This is a genomic window from Phocaeicola vulgatus ATCC 8482, assembly GCF_000012825.1.
GTDB classification, from domain to species: Bacteria; Bacteroidota; Bacteroidia; order Bacteroidales; family Bacteroidaceae; genus Phocaeicola; species Phocaeicola vulgatus.
This window is the reverse complement of sequence record NC_009614.1, coordinates 5,083,074-5,105,637: the sequence shown is the minus strand read 5'-3', so window position 1 is coordinate 5,105,637 and position 22,564 is coordinate 5,083,074. Positions and strand designations below refer to the sequence as shown.

Genomic DNA, 22,564 nt, shown 5'->3' with positions numbered 1-22,564 from the left:
TGTAAAAAAGAAAAGGTATGAACATAAAAAAGATAATATTGGCTTTTGCCGCATCGGCTATGTTGGCCGGTGGATGTACTTCGTTGGATATGGACCCGGTGAGCGATATCACTGACTTGAATTACTGGAAAACTCCGGAACAGTTTGATTCATTTGTTTTTGGACTGCATAGTCGCTTCAGGAGCCATTCGTGGAATATGTTTTTGTTGGGTGAGGCAAGAAGTGATGTCTTTGGGGGAATTCCTTTCGGTGGAGAAGCTACCCAGGGGATGGAACGTTTTCCTTATAATACATTGAATGCGGAGAATCCCGGAATCAGCGGGTTTGGTGATTTGTATCAGAATATCAACCAGATGAACTTGTTTATCAGCAGAACTCTTCATACGGATGTGCTGACTGAAAGTGCCAGGAATTATTATTTGGGACAGGTGTATGGATTGCGTGCTTACTATATGTATCAGCTATATCGTTCATGGGGAGATGTCGTGTTTACGGAAGAGCCTAGCCTGGGTTTTGAAGTGGGTAAACTGGCAAAGGCGGCGACTCCGGCTGCCGAAATCTTTGAGCAGGTAAAAAAAGATATAGAATCTTCATTAAGTTATTTTGGATCCGATTATACCATAAAGGAAAAAAAATCGCTGTGGTCAAAGGCTGCCACATTGATGCTGAAAGCGGATGTATATCTGTGGAGTGCCCATCGTGACGGGGGAGAAGGAGATGCCCGGACAGCAAAGAATGCGTTGGTTGACATACAGAATAATATCAGCCGTAGCAATCTGGACTTGATGGATACTTATCAGGGAGTGTTTGCTTATGATAATAAAGGTAATAAAGAGATTATCTTTACCATTCATAATGAATTGTTTGAATACAATCTGTGGAATGGAAATAATGATTTGTTTCCACAGGCTGATTATTTAGGGAAATTCTATAATGCGGATGGTACTTTGATAAATACGTCGGTCGAGAATAATTTCGGTATCATGCGCCTGATGGTGAAATTGGAAAACTTCAAGAAGTTTCTGCCGGGAGACACCCGTCGTGACGTTACATTGAAAGATGTATATAATAAGGTGGAAAATGGCAAGTTGGAATTGGTAGGGGTGTATCCGCATAAGTATTGGGGAGTTATGAATGGGAGTACACGGGTGAGATGTGATGATTATCCTATTTATAGATATTCGGATTTGCTATTGATGCTGGCTGAGGCGAAAGTGCTTTTGGGTGAGGATCCGGCTACAGAGATAAACCGGGTGCGCCGGCGTGCGTTTGGTGATGCGTATGATGCTTCAACAGTGGGGTTTCCCAATCAGGAAGTCGATAAGCGTCCGGCGGATGCTGTCTTGCAGGAACGTTTGTTTGAATTTATGCTGGAAGGTAAACGATGGTATGACTTGAGGCGTTTTGGCGATTCGTACGTGCTTGACTATACTCCGGCGGAGCCTGCCCGTCTGCTTTGGCCTATCAACCAAGGAGCTCTTACTAATAATCCATTGTTGAAACAAACGGTTGGTTATTAAATTTTTGTCGGATAAGAATCTTTAATTGCATAAAAAGACGGTGTTCTTTATGAAATTAATAAAGAAACCGTCTTTTTATTTTCTAATTTCAATAAAAACTTTTATTTTTACACCCGTAAAATTATAAATATTATGAGAAACCCTAGCTTATTACTGCTAATTGTTGTTTTTATATTAGCACCCTTCAAGTTGAGTGCGGCGGCAGATACGGTTGTTGTCCGCGAAACCCGGATTCCTGTGTTGATTGAAAGGCAGGATAATGAGTTGTTTCATTTACGTATAGAGGCTACTCAAAGTCAGATGCTGAATGAAGTGAAGTTGGACTTCGGCAAAGACGTGAATTTGAATGAAATTGAATCTGTGAAACTGTATTATGGTGGAACTGAAAGCGTGGAGAGGAGGGGAAAGACTTATTTTGCTCCGGTAGATTATATATCTAATAATACTCCGGGAAAAACATTGGCTGCCAATACTTCTTATTCCGTTTTGAAGTCGGAAGTGAAGGCCCCGAAGCGTGAGGTTGTATTGAAAGCTGACCAAAAATTGTTTCCGGGAGTGAATTATTTTTGGATTAGCCTGCAAATGAAGCCTGTTGCTTCTATCTTGTCCAAAGTGTCGGCAGAAGTGGTGGAAGCTAAGATTGACGGACAGGTTGCTCCTTTGAAGATAGCCCGTAAGGCGGATACCCATTATATGGGGATCGGCGTGCGTCATGCCGGTGACGACGGGGCTGCTGCCTATCGTATTCCCGGATTGGCCACTTCAAATAAAGGAACCTTGTTGGGGGTATATGATGTACGCTATAATAATAGTGCGGATTTACAGGAGTATGTGGAAATAGGTCTGAGCAGAAGTACGGACGGAGGTCAGACTTGGGAGAAAATGCGCATTCCGATGGCATTTGGTGAATATGATGGGTTGCCTAAAGCACAGAATGGAGTAGGCGATCCGGCCATTTTGGTTGATAAGAAGACAGGAACTATCTGGATTGTCGCTGCCTGGACACATGGTATGGGAAATGGGCGTGCGTGGTGGAATTCACAAACAGGCATGGACCGTAATCATACAGCACAATTAATGATGGTGAAAAGTGATGATGATGGTAAGACCTGGTCGGAGCCTATGAATATAACAGAACAGGTGAAAGATCCGTCATGGTATTTCTTGCTGCAAGGTCCCGGTAGAGGTATCTCTATGGAAGATGGAACATTGGTCTTTGCCAGCCAGTATATTGGCAATGACCGTATTCCTAATGCCGGTATTATATACAGTAAGGATCATGGAAAAACCTGGAATATCAGTACATTGGCACGCACTAATACAACTGAATCTCAGGTAGCGGAAGTGGAACCGGGAGTGCTGATGCTGAATATGCGTGATAATCGTGGTGGCAGTCGTGCCGTTTCTACAACTACAGATTTAGGTAAAACATGGAAAGAACATGAGTCTTCACGTACAGCCTTACAGGAACCGGTTTGTATGGCCAGTTTGATTAGTGTTAAAGCTAAAGAGAATGTATTGGGTAAAGACATCCTTTTGTTCTCTAATCCGAATGATGCCAAGAACCGTCATAGCATTACCATCAAAGCAAGTCTGGATGGTGGGGTGACTTGGTTGCCCGAGAATCAATTGCTGCTGGATGCCGGTTGGGGTTGGGGATACAGCTGCTTGACTATGATTGACAAGGAAACAGTAGGAATTTTATATGAAAGCAGTGTGGCCCACATGACTTTCCAAGCGATAAAGCTGAAAGATATTATTAAGACCAAATAAATAATGAAACGCAGATTTTCTAGTTTTATTGGTATGATACTGGTTTGTGCTGTAACTATAGCACAAACCAGTATCTCGTTACTTCCTAAACCTCAGTTGTATAAGGATACGGGGAAGAACTTTACTATGGGAAAGGTGAAACTTTCTACTCCGGTGTTGAGGCCGGAGTGGGAAGTTTTTATCATGAATGCAGGTGGTGAGATTGTTGAACACTCGTCATCGGTGATTGAAGTGGAACTGGTTCCGTCTATTGAGGAAGCCAGGCTAAACGGGGCTGAAGCCTATCGTCTTTCTGTTTCAAACAAGCGGATAAAGATAGAGGCTGTAACAGAACAGGGAGTGTATTGGGCTATGCAGACACTTCGGCAATTGGAACGGAAAAAAGGGAAGAGAAGTTCTGTTGCCGGATGTGAGATTGTAGACTGGCCGGCATTCCGGATACGCGGATTTATGCAGGATGTGGGACGCAGTTATATTTCAATGGAAGAATTGAAAAGAGAGATCGAGATTTTATCTCGGTTTAAGATTAATGTATTTCATTGGCATCTTACTGAAAACCAGGCATGGAGATTGGAAAGTAAAATCTTTCCTATGCTGAATGATAGTGTGAATACCATCCGTATGCCGGGTAAATATTATACGCTGGAAGAGGCACGCGATTTGGTGGATTTTTGTAAGAAACATCAGGTGTTGTTGATTCCTGAGATAGATATGCCGGGGCATAGTGCTGCCTTTGTGCGTGCTTTCCGCCATGATATGCAAAGTCCGGAAGGGATGAAAATATTGAAACTGTTGCTGGATGAGGTGTGTGAGACATTTGATGTGCCTTATTTACATATAGGTACGGATGAGGTGGAGTTTACCAATCCGCATTTTGTACCCGAAATGGTGGCGTATGTACGCTCAAAAGGGAAAAAAGTAATATCCTGGAATCCGGGCTGGCACTATAAACCGGGGGAAATAGACATGACACATTTGTGGAGTTACCGTGGAAAGGCGCAACCGGGTATTCCTGCTATCGATTCCAAATTTCATTATCTGAATCATTTTGATGTTTTCGGTGATATTGTAGCTTTGTACAACAGCCGTATTTATGATCAGGCAGAAGGCAGTGAGGACATTGCGGGAACTATATTGGCTTTGTGGCACGATCGTTTGATTGACAATGAGTGGAATCTGGTTATTGAAAATGGCTTGTATCCCAATATGCTTGCTATTGCCGAGCGTGCCTGGAGAGGGGGAGGTACGGAATATTTTGACGGACTGGGTACGATACTTCCACCCGAAGACACGGAAGCATTCAAAGAATTCGCTGATTTTGAAAAGCGTATGTTGTGGCATAAGGAGCATACGTTTAAAGGATATCCTTTCGCCTATGTAAAACAGACTAATGTAAAATGGAATATTACGGATGCTTTTCCTAATGGGGGAGATATGGATAAGGTGTTCCCGCCTGAACAGGAGTTAAAGGATATCTATCATTATAACGGGAATACGTATGGTGTACGTCAGGCAATAGGGGCAGGTATTTATTTACGCCATGTCTGGGGGGATATGGTTCCTGCTTTTTATGCTGATCCTAAGGAAAACCACACGGCTTATGCATATACTTGGGTGTATTCGCCCAAAGACCAGGAAGTGGGGTTATGGGCAGAGTTTCAGAATTATAGCCGTTCGGAGATGGATCTGGCGCCATTGCCTGACAAATGGGATTATAAGGGAAGCCGTATCTGGATTAATGATCGTGAAATATTACCTCCTGTATGGACTGCTACGCATAAGGTGAAAAGTTATGAAGTACCTTTGGGAAATGAGAATTGCGTAGGAAGAGTGCCATTGGCGGTGCATTTAAATAAAGGTTGGAACAAGGTTTTCTTAAAGTTGCCTATCGGCAAGTTTAAGATGGCTGAGACGCGTCTTGTGAAGTGGATGTTTACTGCTGTCTTTGTGACTCCTGACGGAGAAAGGGCGGTAGAGGGATTGATTTATTCACCAGATAAACAAAAATAAAATGAAACGTATTGTCTTATTGTTATTGGGATTATTATTAGCGTTACCCCAGTTTGCTCAGGAACGCAAGTATTCTACTTTTTATGAGCAGAGAGCGACTTTGTTTGAAGAACTTCCGGTTACTTCAAAAGATATTATTTTTTTAGGGAACAGTATTACCAACGGTTGCGAGTGGGCTGAGTTGTTTCAAAATAAGAATGTGAAGAACAGGGGTATCAGTGGAGATATCTGTATGGGGGTATATGACCGTTTGGATCCGATTGTAAAGGGAAAACCGGCAAAGATTTTTTTATTGATCGGTATCAATGATGTTTCTCGGGGAACGTCTGCGGATAAAATTATTTCAGAAATAAGTATGATTGTTCGGAAAATAAAGCAAGAATCTCCAAAAACAAAATTATATTTGCAAAGTGTATTGCCGGTGAATGATTGTTACGGTATGTTTAACGGGCATACATCACGCTGGCAGGTGGTAAAACAAATTAATGATTTGTTGGAACCATTGGCGGTAAAGGAAGGAGTTGCCTATATTGATTTGTATAGTCATTTTGTGGAGAAAGAGACAGGCAAGATGAATCCAGTATACACTAATGACGGATTACATTTATTAGGAAAGGGATACTTGCTGTGGCGTGATATTGTAAAACCTTATGTTGACCAGAAATGAAGAAGACATTAATACTGATTTTATGTTTGTTTCTTTGTACCGTTTCATTTGCACGGAAGCGGGTGAAGGTTGCTTGTGTAGGTAATAGCATTACCTATGGCATAGGTGTATCCGATCCTGATAAGGAGTCCTATCCTGCCCGGTTACAGCAAATGCTGGGTGAAGGGTATACGGTGGAGCGTTTTGGAAAGCCGGGAGCTACGTTGCTGAACAAGGGACACCGGCCTTTTATGCAACAGAAAGAGTTTAAGGATGCATTGGCTTTTGCTGGTGATGTAGTGGTTATTCATTTAGGAGTGAATGATACAGATCCGCGTGATTGGCCCAATTACCGTGATTTTTTTATAGCGGATTATCGTGCACTGATTGATTCGTTCAGAGTGGCGAATCCTGAATGTCGTATTTTGATTGCCCGTCTGACTCCGATTGCCGACCGTCATCCGCGGTTTGAGTCCGGCACACGCGACTGGCATGATGAGATTCAGCTGGCTATAGAAACGATAGCGAAATACGCACAAGTACAGTTGATAGATTTTCATGCACCTTTATATCCATATCCTTTTATGTTGCCCGATGCTGTCCATCCTGATAAGGAAGGTGCGGCTGTCCTGGCAAAAACGGTGTATGAAGGCATAACCGGTGATTTTGGCGGTTTGCAAATGCCGGAAATTTATACGGACAATATGGTATTGCAGCATGGGCGTCTGCTGACTATTCAGGGAAAAGCGGATGCCGGTGAGAAAGTGACTGTTTCCATAGACAGGCAGAAACTTCAGGCTGTGACGGGAGCAGATGGAAAGTGGGCGGTGGATGTCCGGCCATTGAAGGCGGGCGGTCCATATACGCTGACTGTTTCTACAGAAAAACGGAAACTGGTCTATGAAAATGTGTTGGCGGGAGAAGTGTGGCTCTGTTCCGGACAATCGAATATGGAGTTTTATCTGAATTGGAGTGCGACTGCCGCACAAGATGTTCCTCAAGCTGCAAATAGCAATATCCGTTTTTATGATATGAAAGCCCGTTGGCGTACGGATGCGGTGGAGTGGGATGCTTCGGTACTCGATTCATTGAATCATCTGCAATATTATAAGGATACACGGTGGACAGTTTGTTCGCCTGAAACAGCCGGTAATTTCTCGGCGGTGGCTTACTATTTCGGAAAGAAATTGCAGGATAGTTTGCAAGTTCCTGTAGGACTGATTTGCAATGCCATTGGCGGATCTCCTACTGAAGCATGGATAGACCGTAGTACATTGGAATATCGTTTTCCGGCTATCTTACGTAATTGGATGCAGAATGATTTTATTCAAGACTGGGTGCGTGGGCGTGCTGCCTTGAATGTAAAGCAGTCTTCCAATAAATTGCAACGCCATCCTTATGAGCCTTGTTATTTGTATGAATCGGGTATCCGTCCTTTGGAACAGTTTCCGGTCAAAGGCTTTATTTGGTATCAGGGTGAGTCCAATGCCCATAATCGGGAGGCTCATGAAAAGTTGTTCGGATTGTTGGTGGAAAGTTGGCGCAAGAATTGGGGGGATGCGGAACTTCCATTCTATTTTGTCCAATTGTCCAGTATAGACCGTCCGTCATGGACTTGGTTCCGTGATAGCCAGCGTCGTTTGATGGCGGAGATTCCTCATACCGGTATGGCTGTCAGTTCAGATAGGGGAGACTCATTGGACGTACACCCCAAACAGAAAAGAGAAGTCGGTGAACGGTTGGCTGCATGGGCTTTGAATAAAACATACGGATATAAAAATGTCATTCCTTCGGGACCGCTTTATAAATCGGTCGTATTTAGTGGAGGTGCGGCTTATATTTCTTTTGATTATGCGGAGGAGTTGTCGACTTCGGATGGGAAATCGCTTCGTACATTCGAAGTGGCAGGTGATGATGGATTATTTTATCCGGCACAGGCTGTTGTTGAAAACGGTAAAATAAAAGTATGGAGTGACAAGGTGAAAGAGCCGGAAACGGTTCGTTACGGATGGCAGCCATTTACCCGTGCCAATCTGGTAAATGGCGCCGGTTTGCCTGCATCCACATTCCGGGCTGAATAGTATATAAATTAATAAAGATAGGTAAGATGAAGAAAACATTAAAAGTTTTGATGATGTTAGGATGCTTTCCGATGATGCTCAGTGCAAAGGAGTATAAGAAGTCAGAGAGTCTGAGTCTTGATAAGGGATGGGAGTTCGCCCAGGTCGGCCGGAATGAATGGTTGCCGGCTACGGTGCCCGGAACGGTACATCAGGATTTGATTTCTCATAATAAGCTGCCCAATCCATTTTATGGGATGAATGAGCAAAAAGTGCAGTGGGTGGAGAATGAGGACTGGGTCTATAAAACTACTTTTAATGTGACGGATGAGCAACTCTCGCGGGATGCTGCCTTGTTGATTTTGGAAGGGTTGGATACGTATGCGGATATTTACCTGAACGGCTCTTTGTTGGAACGTACGGACAATATGTTTGTCGGCTATACTCTTCCGGTAAAAGAGGTGTTGCGGAAGGGAGAAAACCATTTGCAGATTCTGTTTCATTCACCTGTCAAGCAAACTTTACCCCAATGGGAAACCAATGGTTTTGATTATCCTGCTGATAATGATCATAGTGATAAGCGGGTTAGTATCTATAGCCGTAAAGCGCCTTACAGTTATGGCTGGGATTGGGGAATCCGCTTGGTAACCAGTGGTATCTGGCGGCCTGTGACACTGACTTTCTATGATGTGGCACGCATTGATGATTACTATGTACGTCAGGCTTCGGTAACAAAAGATCTGGCGAAAGTTGAAAACCGCCTGACTGTAAACAGTGTTTCTGCAACTCCTCAGAAAGCGGAAGTAACCGTTGCTTATTCTTATAAGGAGGGTGAAAAGGTAACCGAACAGAAAGAGGTGACATTGCAGCCGGGAACAAACCATATTCTTCTTCCCATAGAGATACGGCAGCCTCATTTATGGATGCCTAATGGTTGGGGGGAACCTGCATTGTATGACTTTGAAGCCGTAATAAAGGTGGATGGTAAAGTGATAGCTTCTCAAAAAGAGCGTATCGGACTCCGTACAATAAAGGTGGTGAAAGAAAAAGACGATCAGGGAGAATCCTTCTATTTTGTAGTCAATGGTGAACCTATGTTTGCCAAAGGCGCGAATTTTATCCCGGATGATGCTTTGCTGCCTAACATTACTGAAGAACGTTACCGCCAGTTGTTCAAGGATGTGAAAGATGCCAATATGAATATGATTCGTGTATGGGGTGGAGGAATTTATGAGGATGATGCTTTTTACCAGGCGGCGGACGAGAATGGAATTTTAGTTTGGCAGGATTTTATTTTTGCCTGCACTACTTATCCGTCCGATCCTGCTTTTATGAAACGGGTAGAGGCCGAGGCGGAATATAATATCAAGCGTTTACGGAACCATGCCAGTCTGGCTATGTGGTGTGGAAACAATGAAATTTATGAAGGTATGCGCTACTGGGGATGGGATAAGAAATACACTGATCCCGGTATTATGGAAGGAATGAAGCAGGGCTATGACAAACTTTTCCGTGAGTTGTTGCCTCGTAAAGTAGCTGAACTTGATCCGGACCGTTTCTATATGCATGGTTCTCCGTACGAGGCCAATTGGGGACGTCCCGAAAGTTGGAAGATTGCCGACAGCCATAATTGGGGTATCTGGTATGGTCAGAAACCGTTTGAAAGTCTGGATACGGAAATTCCGCGTTTTATGAGTGAGTTTGGTTTTCAGGCATTTCCTGAAATGAAGACGATTGCTACTTTTGCCTCACCGGAAGATTATGCATTGGAATCGGAGGTGATGAATGCTCATCAAAAAGCCACTATCGGTAATTTCCTCATCAAGAAGACTATGGGACTGTATTATAAAGTGCCTGAAGATTTCGATCAGTTGGTTTATATGGGTTTGGTTTTGCAGGGGGTAGGAGTGCGCCAGGGTTTGGAAGCCCATCGTCGTAACCGTCCCTATTGTATGGGAACTTTATATTGGCAGCTGAATGACAGCTGGCCGGTCGTTTCCTGGTCGAGCATTGATTATTATGGCAATTGGAAAGCGTTGCATTATCAGGCAAAAAGAGCTTTTGCTCCGGTATTGGTAGATGCTGTCAAGGAAGGGGAGGATTTGAATATTTATGTTATGTCGGACAAACTGGAAGCGGATAAAGAGGTGACTTTATTGTTGCGTGTGATGGATTTTAATGGAAAGGTTCTGACTAAAAAGAGTATCAAGGGCGAGGTTCCGGCCAATGCTTCCACCTTATATTATAAGGAACCTTATGCAGGTATGACAACAAGTCCTCAAAATACTTTTCTTCTAATGACATTAAAAAATAAGAAAGGTGAGGTTTTATCCGAAGAAATTTATTACTTTAACCACGCAAAAGATCAGGAGCTTCCGAAGACCGAGATCCGCTATAAAGTGAAGCCGATGGATGGAAAATATGAAGTGACTCTGTCTGCCAGACAGCTGGCCAGGGATGTGTTCATAGAGATTCCTGTTCAGGGTGCGAGATTTACTGACAACTTCTTTGACTTGTTGCCGGGACAGACAAAGAAAGTGATTATTACTTCAGATAAACTGAAGAAGAATGAAAAGGTTGATATAACTATTAAGCAATTAAGTGATACTAACTAATCAATTAATATCTATTATGAAAACTTTAATGGGCCTTGCAGGGCTGACAATGGCAGGTTTTATGCTTTTATCCTGTAACACAGAAGTGAAAGAAGCAAATTATCAGATAATTCCGTTACCGCAGGAAATTTCGGTAATGGATCAGGCTGCTCCGTTTATTTTGTCAAATGGAACTAAGATAATGTATCCGGAAGGCAATGAAAAAATGCAAAAGAACGCTGAATTTTTGGCAAGTTATATCAAAGATCTTACCGGAAAGTCATTGGCTGTACAAGCCGGTACAGACGGCAAAGGAATAATCCTGCAATTAGGTGGAAATGCTGAAAATCCTGAAGGATACCAGTTAAAGGTAACCAGCGACCAAGTGGTTATTTCAGGACCTACGGAAGCCGGAGTATTTTATGGCATCCAGACGTTGCGTAAATCTATTCCGGTAGCACAAGGAGTGGATATCGCTTTACCGGCGGTTGAAATCAATGACTATCCTCGTTTCTCTTATCGTGGTGCAATGTTGGATGTGTCACGTCATTTTTTCCCGGTAGATTCTGTAAAGCGTTTTATTGATATGCTGGCTTTGCACAACATCAACCGTTTCCACTGGCATTTGTCTGAAGACCAGGGATGGAGAATCGAAATCAAGAGTCGTCCTGAACTGACTGAAATAGGTTCTAAAAGAGCGGAAACGGTTATCGGACATAACTCGGGAAAATATGATGGCAAGCCTTATGGTGGATTCTTCACACAGGAAGAAGCAAAAGAAATTGTAGCTTATGCTGCCGAACGTCATATTACGGTTATACCGGAAATTGATATGCCGGGACACATGCAGGCTGCTTTGGCTGCATATCCTAACTTGGGCTGTACTGGTGGTCCGTACGAAGTATGGAAAATCTGGGGGGTATCAGAAGATGTGCTTTGCGCAGGAAATGATGAAACCTTGAAATTCATTGAAGATGTATTAGGGGAAATTATTCAGATTTTCCCATCAGAATATATTCATGTAGGTGGTGACGAATGTCCTAAGGTACGTTGGGCAAAATGTCCAAAGTGCCAGGCTCGTATCAAGGCTTTAGGTCTTAAGTCTGACAAGAATCATACTGCCGAGGAAAGATTGCAGAGTTTCATTATCAATCATGCAGAGAAGTTCCTGAACGGACACGGACGTCAGATTATCGGTTGGGATGAAATTCTGGAAGGCGGATTGGCTCCCAATGCCACTGTAATGTCATGGCGTGGTGTTGCCGGAGGTATTGAAGCCGCAAAACAGAAACATGATGTAATTATGACTCCTAATACTTATTTGTATTTCGACTATTACCAAACCAAGGATATTGCTAATGAACCTGAGGCTATTGGTGGATATGTACCCGTTGAAACAGTATATAACTATGAGCCGATGCCGGCTGATCTGACTCCGGAAGAGCAGAAATACATCATTGGCGTACAGGCCAACTTATGGACTGAATACATTCCTACCTACAGTCAGGTAGAATATATGGAATTACCCCGTATGGCTGCTTTGTCTGAAATTCAGTGGACCATGCCGGAAAAGAAAAACTATGAAGGTTTCTTGAAGCGTTTGCCTCAGTTGGTAGATATTTATGATGTTTATAAATATAATTATGCCAAGCATGTCTTTGATGTAAATGCTGTATTTACTCCTAATCCGAAAGATGGTACGCTGGATGTTACTTTGTCTACTATTGATAATAGTCCTATCTATTACACTTTGGATGGAACGGAACCTTCCGCTGCTTCCCAGTTGTATACGGAAACATTGAAATTGAAACAGAATTGTACTTTTAAAGCGATTACTGTACGTCCTGCAGGAAATAGCCGTGTGGTTACAGAGGAAATTGCTTTTAACAAGGCTAGTATGAAACCTGTCACTATGTTGCAACCGGTAAACAAGCAATATGAATTCAAAGGCGCTCCCACTTTGGTGGACGGATTGAAAGGTAACGGTAACTATAAGACGGGCCGTTGGATTGCTTTCTATAAAAATGATATGGAAGCAGTTATTGATATGCAGCAACCGACAGAAATCAGCAGCGCTTCTATTTCTACTTGTGTGGAAAAAGGTGACTGGGTGTTTGATGCCCGTGCTTTTTCTGTAGCTGTATCCGAAGACGGAAAGAACTTTAAGGAAATTGCTTCAGAAAAATATCCGGCAATGAAGCAGGATGACAAGAATGGAGTGTTCAACCATACGTTGACTTTCGATCCGGTGACTGCCCGTTATGTGAAAGTGACCGCTTTAGCGGAACATAGCATTCCTGCTTGGCACGGTGGCAAAGGAAATCCGGCTTTCTTGTTTGTTGATGAAATTTCATTAAATTGATAGTTATATTCAAATAATGACTGTGTGCCAAAAGTGTGATAGAGTACCGTTGGGCGTGAGGTGGAATGCCTCCGTCCATATGCGTAAGGAATGCTGTGTTTGCGTTGGTGCAATCCGTTTCTGGGGCAAGCGGGATGGCTGATTTGCTTTTGGCACACTTTTTATTATTTGCTTCACCATGAAAACATGATCAGAAAAATAATATATGGCGTTTATGCGATACTGGGCATGATGACAATGGCTGCTTGTAGCGGTCAATCGGATGCTTCTGAAATATCTCTTGAGAAAATGCATGGGTTCCCTACAGAGAATACCGGTTTTCTTAAGGGAGTTTCTGCATTATATGCGGGAGTGATTGAAGGAAATTTGCTGATAGCCGGAGGTTGTAATTTCCCTGATATACCGGTAGCCGATGGAGGAAAAAAAGCTTATTATCGGGATATATATATCGCCCCTTTGTCAAATGATACGGCTTTTGAGTGGAAGAAAATAGGCCAACTGCCTCAGGCAGCAGCTTATGGAGTCACTATTTCTACTGAAAAAGGGTTAATTTGTGTTGGAGGGACTACGGCAACACACAGCTTGTCTGATGTTTTTCTTTTATCTTTGCAAAAAGACACCTTGAAAAGAGATACTTTGCCCTCTTTGCCTGTAACTATGGATAATATGGCAGGTGCATTAGTAGGACATTCACTATATATTGTCGGTGGAAATGTAAATGGCATTCCATCCTCGGCCATGTACATGCTTGATCTGTCGGATTTGTCTGGAGGATGGAAAAGAGAAACAGATATTCCGGGTGAACCCAGAGTACAATCTGTTTGCGTGGCACAAGATGGAAAACTTTATGTGTGGGGGGGATTTGCCCCGGCTGTTGAAGGGCATCAGGCTTCTTTGTCAGTAGATGGATATATGTATTCTCCGGAAACGAAAGAATGGTCATCGGTTGCCACCCCGTATGATGCGGAAGGTAATGAGATCTCTTTAGGTGGTGGAATGGGAACCTCTTTTGGCGAGGGTATGATATTGTGTGCCGGAGGAGTTGATAAGGATATATTCTTAAAAGCTCTGCAAGGTATTTATGCGGGAAAAGAATATTTGTCACATCCTGTAGAGTGGTATCGGTTTAATAGAAACCTGCTGCTCTATCATCCGCAGACGGATAAATGGACTACATTAGGCGAATATGAACAAGGTGCGCGTGCCGGAGCTGTAATAGTTTCGCAGGACGGATTTCATTACATTATTAATGGAGAATTGAAACCAGGCATTCGTACTAATGAAATTAATAGAATTAAAGAAAAGAGAAGATGAGAAGATTGATTATATTGGCGGAAGTTGCATTGGGCTTGCTGTTTGCAAGTTGCACGAAAGAAGAGCAACGCACACTTTCTGTTATTCCCGCACCATTAAAGGTGGAATTACAGCAGGAAGTGTTTTCATTGAATTCGGAAACAGGGTTATATATAGATGCGTCTGAGGGGGACAAGAAGATTTTGGAAGATTATCTGGTGGCTTCTTCCATGAATTTGAAACCGGTAATAGCAGAAGAGGGACATAATGTTGTCTTGAAACAAGTGGCGGAACTGCCGGAGGTAAACTCTTCCGAGGGATATGTTCTGACGGTAACTCCTGATCAGGTACTTATTCGTGCAACTTCCGGGGCAGGATTGTTCTATGGAGTTCAGACTATGCTGCAAATGGTTGATGAAAAAGGATTGCCGGCAGGAGTCATTACAGATGAACCCCGTTTTGCTTATCGTGGCTTTATGATGGATGTTTCCCGTCATTTCTTCGATAAGGAATTTATAAAAAAGCAGATGGATGCTTTGGCATATTATAAATTGAACCGTCTGCATCTGCATCTTACTGACGCTGCGGGCTGGCGTCTTGAAATAAAAAAATATCCCCGTCTGACAGAATTTGCGGCATGGCGTGAGTTTCCTACCTGGAAAGAATGGTGGAATAACGGACGACGGTATGAAGAAGAAGGCAGTAAAGATGCTCACGGAGGTTATTATACTCAAGATGATATCCGCGAACTGGTGGCATACGCTCAGGAACGTTTTATTACTGTTATTCCTGAGATAGAGATGCCTGCGCATTCGGAAGAAGTACTGACTGCTTATCCTGAGTTGTCTTGTACACACGAACCTTACAAACAAGCCGATTTCTGTGTCGGTAATGAAAAGACTTTTGAGTTTCTGGAAAATGTGTTGACAGAGGTAATGGAACTTTTCCCGTCCGAATATATTCATATAGGAGGGGATGAGGCAGGTAAAGCCTCATGGCCCACTTGCAAACTGTGCCAGGCACGTATGAAAAAAGAAGGCTTGAAAGATGTGAACGAGTTACAGAGTTATCTGATTCATCGTATTGAGGTCTTTTTGAATGCCCACGGACGTAAATTATTGGGTTGGGATGAAATATTGGAAGGTGGTTTGGCACCTAATGCCACTGTCATGTCATGGCGTGGCACGGAAGGGGGAATGAAAGCGGTTGATTCCGGCCACATGGCTATTATGAGTCCGGGTGAGTTCTGCTATTTTGATTCTTATCAGGATGCTCCTGATTCCCAGCCGGAAGCAATAGGAGGCTATCTGCCTTTGTCCAAAGTTTATTCATTTAATCCTGTACCCGATACTTTGAGTGCGGATAAAGTCCAGTTGGTGTATGGAGTACAAGCTAATTTATTCACAGAATATATTCCGACTCCGGAACATGCGGAAATGATGATTTATCCTCGTATTCTTGCCTTGGCGGAAGTTGCTTGGAGTGCCCCTTCTGTGAAGAACTATGATGATTTTCATGTTCGTGCATTGAAAGAGGTAGAGGCATTGAAAGCTGAAGGATACCATCCTTTTGAATTGAAAAATGAGATAGGAAATCGTCCGGGAGCGGATCAGCCCGTACAGCATTTGGCAGTAGGTAAGAAAGTGGCTTACGGACCGGATGCCGCTTATTATCCCGGCTATTCGGCCGGTGGTGACAGTGCCTTGGTAGATGGTGTGATCGGAGGCTGGACTTATGGTGACAGGCGTTGGCAAGGTTTTATAGACAAGAAAAGAATGGATGTGACCATTGATATGGAAAAAGAAACAGAAATTCATTCTGTTGGAGCAGACTTTATGCAGGTGTGTGGACCTGAAGTCTTTATGCCTTCAGAAGTGATCATTTCCGTTTCCAATGATGGTAAGGAGTTTACGGAACTGAAGCGCATGGAGCATAAAGTAGTGAAGGATGACAAAGTGACTTTCATCAACTTTGGTTGGGAAGGAAATGCCAAAGCACGTTACATACGTTATCAGGCATCTTCGGGCGAATTCGGAGGTTTCTTGTTTACAGATGAAATTGTAGTGAAATAATAGAACTTATATAAACAACAAATAGCATGAAGAAACAAATTTTGTTATCGGCTGTTCTGGCTTGTATCTCAGTTTTTTCTGCGGCAGCACAGAAAGAGCCGGTAGATTATGTAAACCCTTTTGTGGGTACTACTAATTACGGTACGACAAACCCCGGAGCATTAACCCCTCATGGAATGATGTCGGTGACTCCTTTCAATGTGATGGGGGTTCCCGAAGGGGATAAGGATAAAGACAAGCAATGGTGGTCCACTCCATACGAATTCAATAATAAATATCTTACCGGCTTTGCGCACGTTAATCTTAGCGGGGTAGGCTGTCCGGAATTGGGATCATTGTTATTAATGCCTACCACCGGCAAACTGGATGTGGATTATCATAATTATGGAAGCTTCTATCAAGGTGAAACTGCAAATCCGGGTTATTATACCAATATACTGGATAAATACAATGTGAAATGTGAACTGACTGCCACTCCACGTACCAGTATGGCACGCTTTACTTTTCCTGCCGGACAAAGCAATATCTTGTTGAATCTGGGAGAGGGATTGACCAATGAGAGTGGTGCTACCGTTCGTTTTGTAAACGACCGTGAGATTGAAGGTACCAAATTGTTGGGAACTTTCTGTTATAATCCTCAGGCGGTATTTCCTATCTATTTTGTAATGCGTATCAACAAAGTACCGGCAAAACGCGGTTATTGGAAAATGATGCGTCCGATGGGTGTGGAGGCGCAATGGGATGATACGGCCGGTAAATACAAACTCTATACTGCTTATACAAAAGAAATAAGCGGAGATGATATAGGAGTGTGGTTTACTTACGATACCACAGCGGAAGAAGTGATTGAAGTCAGTATGGGCGTGTCTTTTGTCAGCATAGAGAATGCCCGTTTGAATCTGGAAAAAGAACAGCCTTTCGGTACAACATTCGACAAACTGCGTGCGGAAGCCCGTAAGAAATGGAACGATGATCTTTCCCGTATCAAAGTGGAAGGTGGAACGGAAGAGCAAAAAGGAGTATTCTATACCGCTATGTATCACACGATGGTTCATCCGAATATTTTGCAGGATGTAAGCGGACAATATCCACAAATGGAGGGAGATAAGATTTTGACCACCAACCATAACCGTTACACGGTATTCTCATTGTGGGATACTTATCGTAACTATCACCAGTTGATGACTTTGGTATATCCGGAGCGTCAGATGGATATGATTCACACCATGATGGGCATATACAAGGAACACGGATGGTTCCCGAAATGGGAATTGTATGGTCGTGAAACATTGACGATGGAAGGTGACCCTTCTATTCCTGTTCTGGTAGACAGTTGGATGAAGGGATTGCAAGACTTTGACATTGACGAAGCTTATAAGGGAATGTATAAGTCGGCCACTACTCCGGGCAAGGATAATCTGATGCGTCCGGATAATGACGATTATATGTCCAAAGGGTATGTGCCGATGGAAAGTCAGTATGATAATTCGGTTTCTCATGCTTTGGAATACTATGTTGCCGACTATGCACTTTCTACCTTGGCGGAGGCTTTAGGTAAGAAAGAAGATGCGAAATTGTTCCGCAAACGTTCTATGGGCTATAAAAATTATTATAGCAAGGATTTCGGAACCTTGCGTCCGATAACTAAAGAAGGCAAATTCTATGAACCGTTTGATCCGAAAGAAGGAGCTAATTTTGCACCTAGTCCCGGTTTCCATGAAGGTAATGCATGGAATTACACTTTCTTTGTGCCTCATGATATCAATGGCTTGGTAAAGTTGATGGGGGGCGACAAGAAATTTGTTGATAAATTGCAAAGCGTGTTTGATGAAGGGAATTATGATCCGGCCAATGAACCCGATATAGCCTATCCTTACCTGTTCAGTCGTTTCAAAGGTGAAGAATGGCGTACACAGAAATTGGTGAAGGAATTGCTGGCTAAGTATTTCACAACTAAGCCGGATGGAATTCCCGGCAATGATGATACGGGTACGATGTCTGCATGGGCTATATTCAGTATGATGGGATTCTATCCGGATTGTCCGGGTGTGCCCGAATATACATTGACCACTCCTACTTTTGATAAAGTGACCGTTCAGCTTGATCCTAAATATTGGGGCAAGAAAGAATTGGTTATCAAGAAAGAAGGACAAGGGGATTATATAAAGGAAATCAGACTGGGCAATAAGAAGATTAATAAATATTTGATTTCGCATGATGATTTGATCAAGGCAGGTGAAATTACTTTTATAGTAACAGAAAATCCTAATAAGAAATAACTATGAATACGAAACGATTTTTGTGTGCTGCGTTAGGAGCTGTTTGTTATTTTGCTTTTTTGCAAGCGCAGGTACGTACAGAGCAGACTTTCGAAAAAGGATGGAAATTTACGCGTGAAGATAATGCGGAATTTGCCAATCCCGGTTATAATGACAGTAAATGGCAGAACGTCACCGTTCCTCATGATTGGGCGATTTATGGTCCGTTCAGTATCAATAACGACAAGCAGGAAATGGCTATTACTCAAGATGGACAGACCGAGGCGATGGAACATGCCGGACGTACCGGAGGTCTTCCGTTTGTAGGAACCGGATGGTATCGCCTGAACTTTGATGCTCCCGGTTTTGAGAAAGGCAAGAAAGCGACTTTGATATTTGATGGAGCAATGAGCCATGCCCGTGTTTATGTGAACGGGCAGGAGGCCGGTTATTGGCCCTACGGTTATAATTCTTTTTATGTGGATGCGACCCCTTATCTGAAACCGGGTGAGAGGAACGAACTGGCAGTCCGTTTGGAAAACGAGCCTGAATCATCACGTTGGTATCCGGGGGCCGGATTGTACCGCAATGTTCATCTGGTAATCAATGAAGATACGCATATTCCTGCTTGGGGGACGTATGTTACCACTCCTGTGGTGACAGACAAATATGCAAAAGTGTCTTTGAAAACTTCTTTGGTTAGCCCTGAAGGAGCTAATAAGGATAATTACCGTATTGTGACGCAGATCAAGGATAAAAACGGCAAAGTGGTTGCTACCGGGGAAAACAAGTTGAGTGTTTTTGATAATGCTTTGTTTGAACAGGAGTTTGCAGTGGCTAATCCTGAGTTGTGGAGTCCTGATACTCCGGTTCTTTATACAGCTGAATCCAAAGTATATGAAGGGAATACCTTGAAAGACGAATATACCACCCGCTTTGGTATCCGTACTTTGGAGATTGTTCCCGGCAAGGGCTTTTTCCTGAATGGAAAGCTGACCAAATTCAAAGGGGTATGTAACCATCATGACTTGGGTCCGTTAGGCGGTGCTGTAAATGATGCCGCTATACGTCGTCAGATTCGTATTCTGAAAGATATGGGTTGTAATGCCATCCGTACTTCTCATAATATGCCGGCACCCGAATTGGTGGAGGCTTGTGATGAAATGGGTATGATGCTGATGGTGGAGTCTTTCGACGAGTGGAAATCGGCAAAGATGGCCAACGGTTATCATAAAATATTTGATGAATGGGTGGAGAAGGATCTGACTAATCTGATCCGTCATTACCGTAACAATCCGAGTATTGTTATGTGGTGCATCGGTAACGAAGTACCCGACCAGTGGAATGGCAATAACGGACCAAAGCTTTCGCGTATGTTACAGGATATCTGTCATCGTGAAGATCCTACCCGTCCTGTAACACAAGGTATGGATGCGCCTGATGCTGTAGTAAATAATAATATGGCTGCTGTGATGGATGTGGCCGGTTTCAATTACCGCCCTCATAAATATCCAGAAAACTATAAGAAATTGCCTCAGCAGATTATTCTAGGTAGTGAAACAGCTTCTACAGTAAGTTCGCGTGGCGTCTATAAATTCCCTGTTGTCCGTCAGGCTATGAAGAAATATGACGATCATCAGTCTTCTTCTTACGATGTGGAACATTGTGGTTGGTCCAATTTGCCGGAGGATGACTGGATTTGGCATGAGGATAACGCATGGGGTATCGGAGAATTTGTATGGACGGGCTTCGATTATTTGGGCGAACCGACTCCTTATTATACTGATTGGCCCAGCCATTCTTCTTTGTTCGGTATCATCGACCTGGCCGGATTGCCCAAAGACCGTTACTATCTGTACCGCAGTCATTGGAACAAAGATGAAGAAACGCTGCATATCCTTCCTCATTGGACATGGCCGGGACGTGAAGGAGAAGTGACTCCTATCTTTGTTTATACAAATTATCCGTCGGCAGAAGTGTTTATCAATGGCAAGAGTCAGGGTAAGCGTACCAAAGATTTGACTGTAACGGCTGAAAATAGTGCGGATTCTGCTTCCATAGCAGATTTCAAACGCCAGAAACGCTACCGTTTGATGTGGATGGATACAAAGTATGAGCCGGGAACCGTAAAAGTGGTTGCCTATAATGATAAGGGGGAAGCTGTGGCCGAAAAGGAAATCCATACGGCAGGCAAGCCCGACCATATAGAACTGGTTACAGATCGCAATGAAATAAAGGCTGATGGCAAGGATTTGTCATTTGTCACAGTAAGAGTGGTGGACAAAGAGGGTAATCTTTGTCCCGATGCGCAGCATCTCATCAAGTATTCTGTAAAAGGTGCGGGAACCTATCGTGCCGGTGCAAACGGAGATCCCACTTCATTGGAACTTTTCCATGTTCCGCAGATGAAAGTGTTTAACGGAATGATGACTGCTGTTGTGCAAAGTACTGATAAACCGGGAGAAATCATATTGACCGCAACAGGTAAAGGACTTAAATCAGGTAGGCTAGTTTTAATGAGTAAGTAAAAAGATTTGTTTCAATTTCCACTATCTGTGCCCCGCTTGATTTTATTAAGCGGGGCTTATTTATTAAAAAAAGTTGGAAAATAATTGGGGAAATCTGTTTTAGAAAGTGAAAAAGTTGCTATTTTTGTTGGCAAATTTAATATGCCAATTAAAAATTCTAACTTATCATAGTATCATGTTGACCCAAATCATTAACGCAAAGATTCTTACCCCACAGGGCTGGTTGAAGGACGGATCTGTCCTTATGCGCGACAATAAGATTTTAGAAGTTACCAATTGTGATTTAGCTGTTATCGGAGCCGAGCTGATTGACGCTAAAGGTATGTATGTTGTTCCCGGTGGTGTGGAAATCCATTGTCATGGTGGTGGTGGCGGTGATTTTATGGAAGGTACGGAAGAGGCTTTCCGTACAGCCATTAATGCTCACATGAAACATGGTACTACCAGTATTTTCCCAACGTTGTCTTCTTCTACCGTACCGATGATTGAGGCAGCTGCCGAAACTTGTACCAGGTTGATGGCGGAACCGGACAGTCCGGTACTTGGTCTTCATCTTGAAGGGCATTACCTTAATATGAAGATGGCAGGCGGTCAGATGCCTGAAAACATAAAAGACCCGGATCCGAAGGAATATATTCCTATTGTAGAGAAGTGGGGCTGTATCAAGCGTTGGGATGCTGCACCCGAATTGCCGGGTGCCATGCAGTTTGGTAAGTATATCACAGGAAAAGGCATCTTGGCTTCTGTGGCACATACACAGGCCGAATATGAAGATATCCGTGCAGCCTGGGAGTCCGGTTATTCTCATGCTACACATTTCTATAATGCGATGCCGGGCTTCCATAAGCGCCGTGAGTATAAATATGAAGGTACAGTAGAAAGTATCTATCTGATAGACGATATGACAGTGGAAGTGGTAGCCGATGGTATTCATGTTCCTCCTACTATCTTGCGCCTGATATATAAGATTAAGGGTGTGGAACGTGCTTGTGTTATTACCGATGCTTTGGCATGTGCCGCCAGTGAAAGCAATGTAGCTTTTGACCCTCGTGTCATCATTGAGGATGGTGTGTGCAAACTGGCCGACCGTTCTGCTTTGGCAGGCAGTGTGGCTACCATGGACCGTTTGATCCGTACCTTGGTGCAAAAGGCAGAAATCCCATTGGAAGATGCTGTCCGTATGGCTTCGGAAACTCCGTCCAGGATTATGGGAGTATATGACCGCAAGGGCTCACTTCAGAAAGGCAAAGATGCCGATATCTTGATTCTTGACCAGGACTTGAATATCCGTGCCGTATGGGCAATGGGCAAGCTGGTCGAAGGAACTTGTACTTTGTAAGAACCGGCTGAATAAGAACGGAAACAGGACTTTATAAAATCTCCTTTCACACCAAACGGATTATAATTCTATTGATTTACAATTTGTTATGGTGAAAGGAGATTTTCTT

The 22,564-nt window shown here is 43.2% G+C and carries 12 protein-coding genes; all 12 read left to right on the top strand.

Going from position 1 to position 22,564, the window contains the following annotated elements:
• The first annotated feature begins 17 nt into the window (after positions 1-17).
• The 12 genes from nanU to nagA all read left to right on the top strand — a co-directional run bounded on the left by nanU (position 18) and on the right by nagA (position 22,455).
• Positions 18-1,520, top strand: coding sequence for a SusD family outer membrane lipoprotein NanU (gene nanU, locus BVU_RS20775; RefSeq protein ID WP_005840429.1), 1,503 nt, complete (start codon positions 18-20; stop codon positions 1,518-1,520).
• Positions 1,521-1,652: 132 nt separating this feature from the next.
• The gene (locus BVU_RS20770) at positions 1,653-3,293 is read left to right on the top strand and encodes a sialidase family protein (RefSeq protein WP_005851277.1); all 1,641 of its coding nucleotides are present in this window, start codon (positions 1,653-1,655) and stop codon (positions 3,291-3,293) included.
• 3 nt (positions 3,294-3,296) lie between these two features.
• Positions 3,297-5,303 carry a family 20 glycosylhydrolase gene (locus BVU_RS20765; RefSeq protein ID WP_012056035.1) on the top strand — a complete coding sequence of 669 codons (2,007 nt, stop codon included), beginning with the start codon at positions 3,297-3,299 and terminating at the stop codon, positions 5,301-5,303.
• A 1-nt stretch (position 5,304) separates the two neighbouring features.
• Positions 5,305-5,970 (top strand): SGNH/GDSL hydrolase family protein, encoded by a 666-nt coding sequence (locus BVU_RS20760; protein WP_012056034.1) that lies wholly within the window; start codon positions 5,305-5,307, stop codon positions 5,968-5,970.
• On the top strand, positions 5,967-8,030 hold the full coding sequence (locus BVU_RS20755) for a GDSL-type esterase/lipase family protein (RefSeq protein ID WP_012056033.1): 2,064 nt from the start codon (positions 5,967-5,969) through the stop codon (positions 8,028-8,030). Before BVU_RS20760 ends, BVU_RS20755 begins: the two co-directional genes overlap by 4 nt.
• A gap of 26 nt (positions 8,031-8,056) precedes the next feature.
• Positions 8,057-10,624 carry a beta-mannosidase gene (locus tag BVU_RS20750; protein WP_012056032.1) on the top strand — a complete coding sequence of 856 codons (2,568 nt, stop codon included), beginning with the start codon at positions 8,057-8,059 and terminating at the stop codon, positions 10,622-10,624.
• A gap of 16 nt (positions 10,625-10,640) precedes the next feature.
• On the top strand, positions 10,641-12,965 hold the full coding sequence (locus BVU_RS20745; protein WP_012056031.1) for a glycoside hydrolase family 20 protein: 2,325 nt from the start codon (positions 10,641-10,643) through the stop codon (positions 12,963-12,965).
• 186 nt (positions 12,966-13,151) lie between these two features.
• Positions 13,152-14,279, top strand: a complete 1,128-nt coding sequence (locus BVU_RS20740) for a cyclically-permuted mutarotase family protein (RefSeq protein WP_012056030.1) — start codon at positions 13,152-13,154, stop codon at positions 14,277-14,279.
• On the top strand, positions 14,276-16,330 hold the full coding sequence (locus tag BVU_RS20735) for a glycoside hydrolase family 20 protein (protein ID WP_012056029.1): 2,055 nt from the start codon (positions 14,276-14,278) through the stop codon (positions 16,328-16,330). Before BVU_RS20740 ends, BVU_RS20735 begins: the two co-directional genes overlap by 4 nt.
• 26 nt (positions 16,331-16,356) lie before the next feature.
• On the top strand, positions 16,357-18,609 hold the full coding sequence (locus tag BVU_RS20730; protein ID WP_012056028.1) for a GH92 family glycosyl hydrolase: 2,253 nt from the start codon (positions 16,357-16,359) through the stop codon (positions 18,607-18,609).
• 2 nt (positions 18,610-18,611) lie between these two features.
• Positions 18,612-21,116 (top strand): beta-galactosidase GalB, encoded by a 2,505-nt coding sequence (gene galB, locus BVU_RS20725; protein WP_012056027.1) that lies wholly within the window; start codon positions 18,612-18,614, stop codon positions 21,114-21,116.
• Between the two features lie 175 nt (positions 21,117-21,291).
• A complete protein-coding gene (nagA, locus tag BVU_RS20720; RefSeq protein WP_005840408.1) occupies positions 21,292-22,455 on the top strand; it encodes an N-acetylglucosamine-6-phosphate deacetylase in 1,164 nt (387 codons plus the stop codon).
• Positions 22,456-22,564 lie beyond the last annotated feature (109 nt).

Excerpts from the sequence above, each read along its gene's own strand:
- nanU (WP_005840429.1), top strand. The coding sequence starts at position 18 with ATGAACATAAAAAAGATAATATTGGCTTTTGCCGCATCGGCTATGTTG.
- BVU_RS20770 (WP_005851277.1), top strand. The coding sequence starts at position 1,653 with ATGAGAAACCCTAGCTTATTACTGCTAATTGTTGTTTTTATATTAGCA.
- BVU_RS20765 (WP_012056035.1), top strand. The coding sequence starts at position 3,297 with ATGAAACGCAGATTTTCTAGTTTTATTGGTATGATACTGGTTTGTGCT.
- BVU_RS20760 (WP_012056034.1), top strand. The coding sequence starts at position 5,305 with ATGAAACGTATTGTCTTATTGTTATTGGGATTATTATTAGCGTTACCC.
- BVU_RS20755 (WP_012056033.1), top strand. The coding sequence starts at position 5,967 with ATGAAGAAGACATTAATACTGATTTTATGTTTGTTTCTTTGTACCGTT.
- BVU_RS20750 (WP_012056032.1), top strand. The coding sequence starts at position 8,057 with ATGAAGAAAACATTAAAAGTTTTGATGATGTTAGGATGCTTTCCGATG.
- BVU_RS20745 (WP_012056031.1), top strand. The coding sequence starts at position 10,641 with ATGAAAACTTTAATGGGCCTTGCAGGGCTGACAATGGCAGGTTTTATG.
- BVU_RS20740 (WP_012056030.1), top strand. The coding sequence starts at position 13,152 with ATGATCAGAAAAATAATATATGGCGTTTATGCGATACTGGGCATGATG.
- BVU_RS20735 (WP_012056029.1), top strand. The coding sequence starts at position 14,276 with ATGAGAAGATTGATTATATTGGCGGAAGTTGCATTGGGCTTGCTGTTT.
- BVU_RS20730 (WP_012056028.1), top strand. The coding sequence starts at position 16,357 with ATGAAGAAACAAATTTTGTTATCGGCTGTTCTGGCTTGTATCTCAGTT.
- galB (WP_012056027.1), top strand. The coding sequence starts at position 18,612 with ATGAATACGAAACGATTTTTGTGTGCTGCGTTAGGAGCTGTTTGTTAT.
- nagA (WP_005840408.1), top strand. The coding sequence starts at position 21,292 with ATGTTGACCCAAATCATTAACGCAAAGATTCTTACCCCACAGGGCTGG.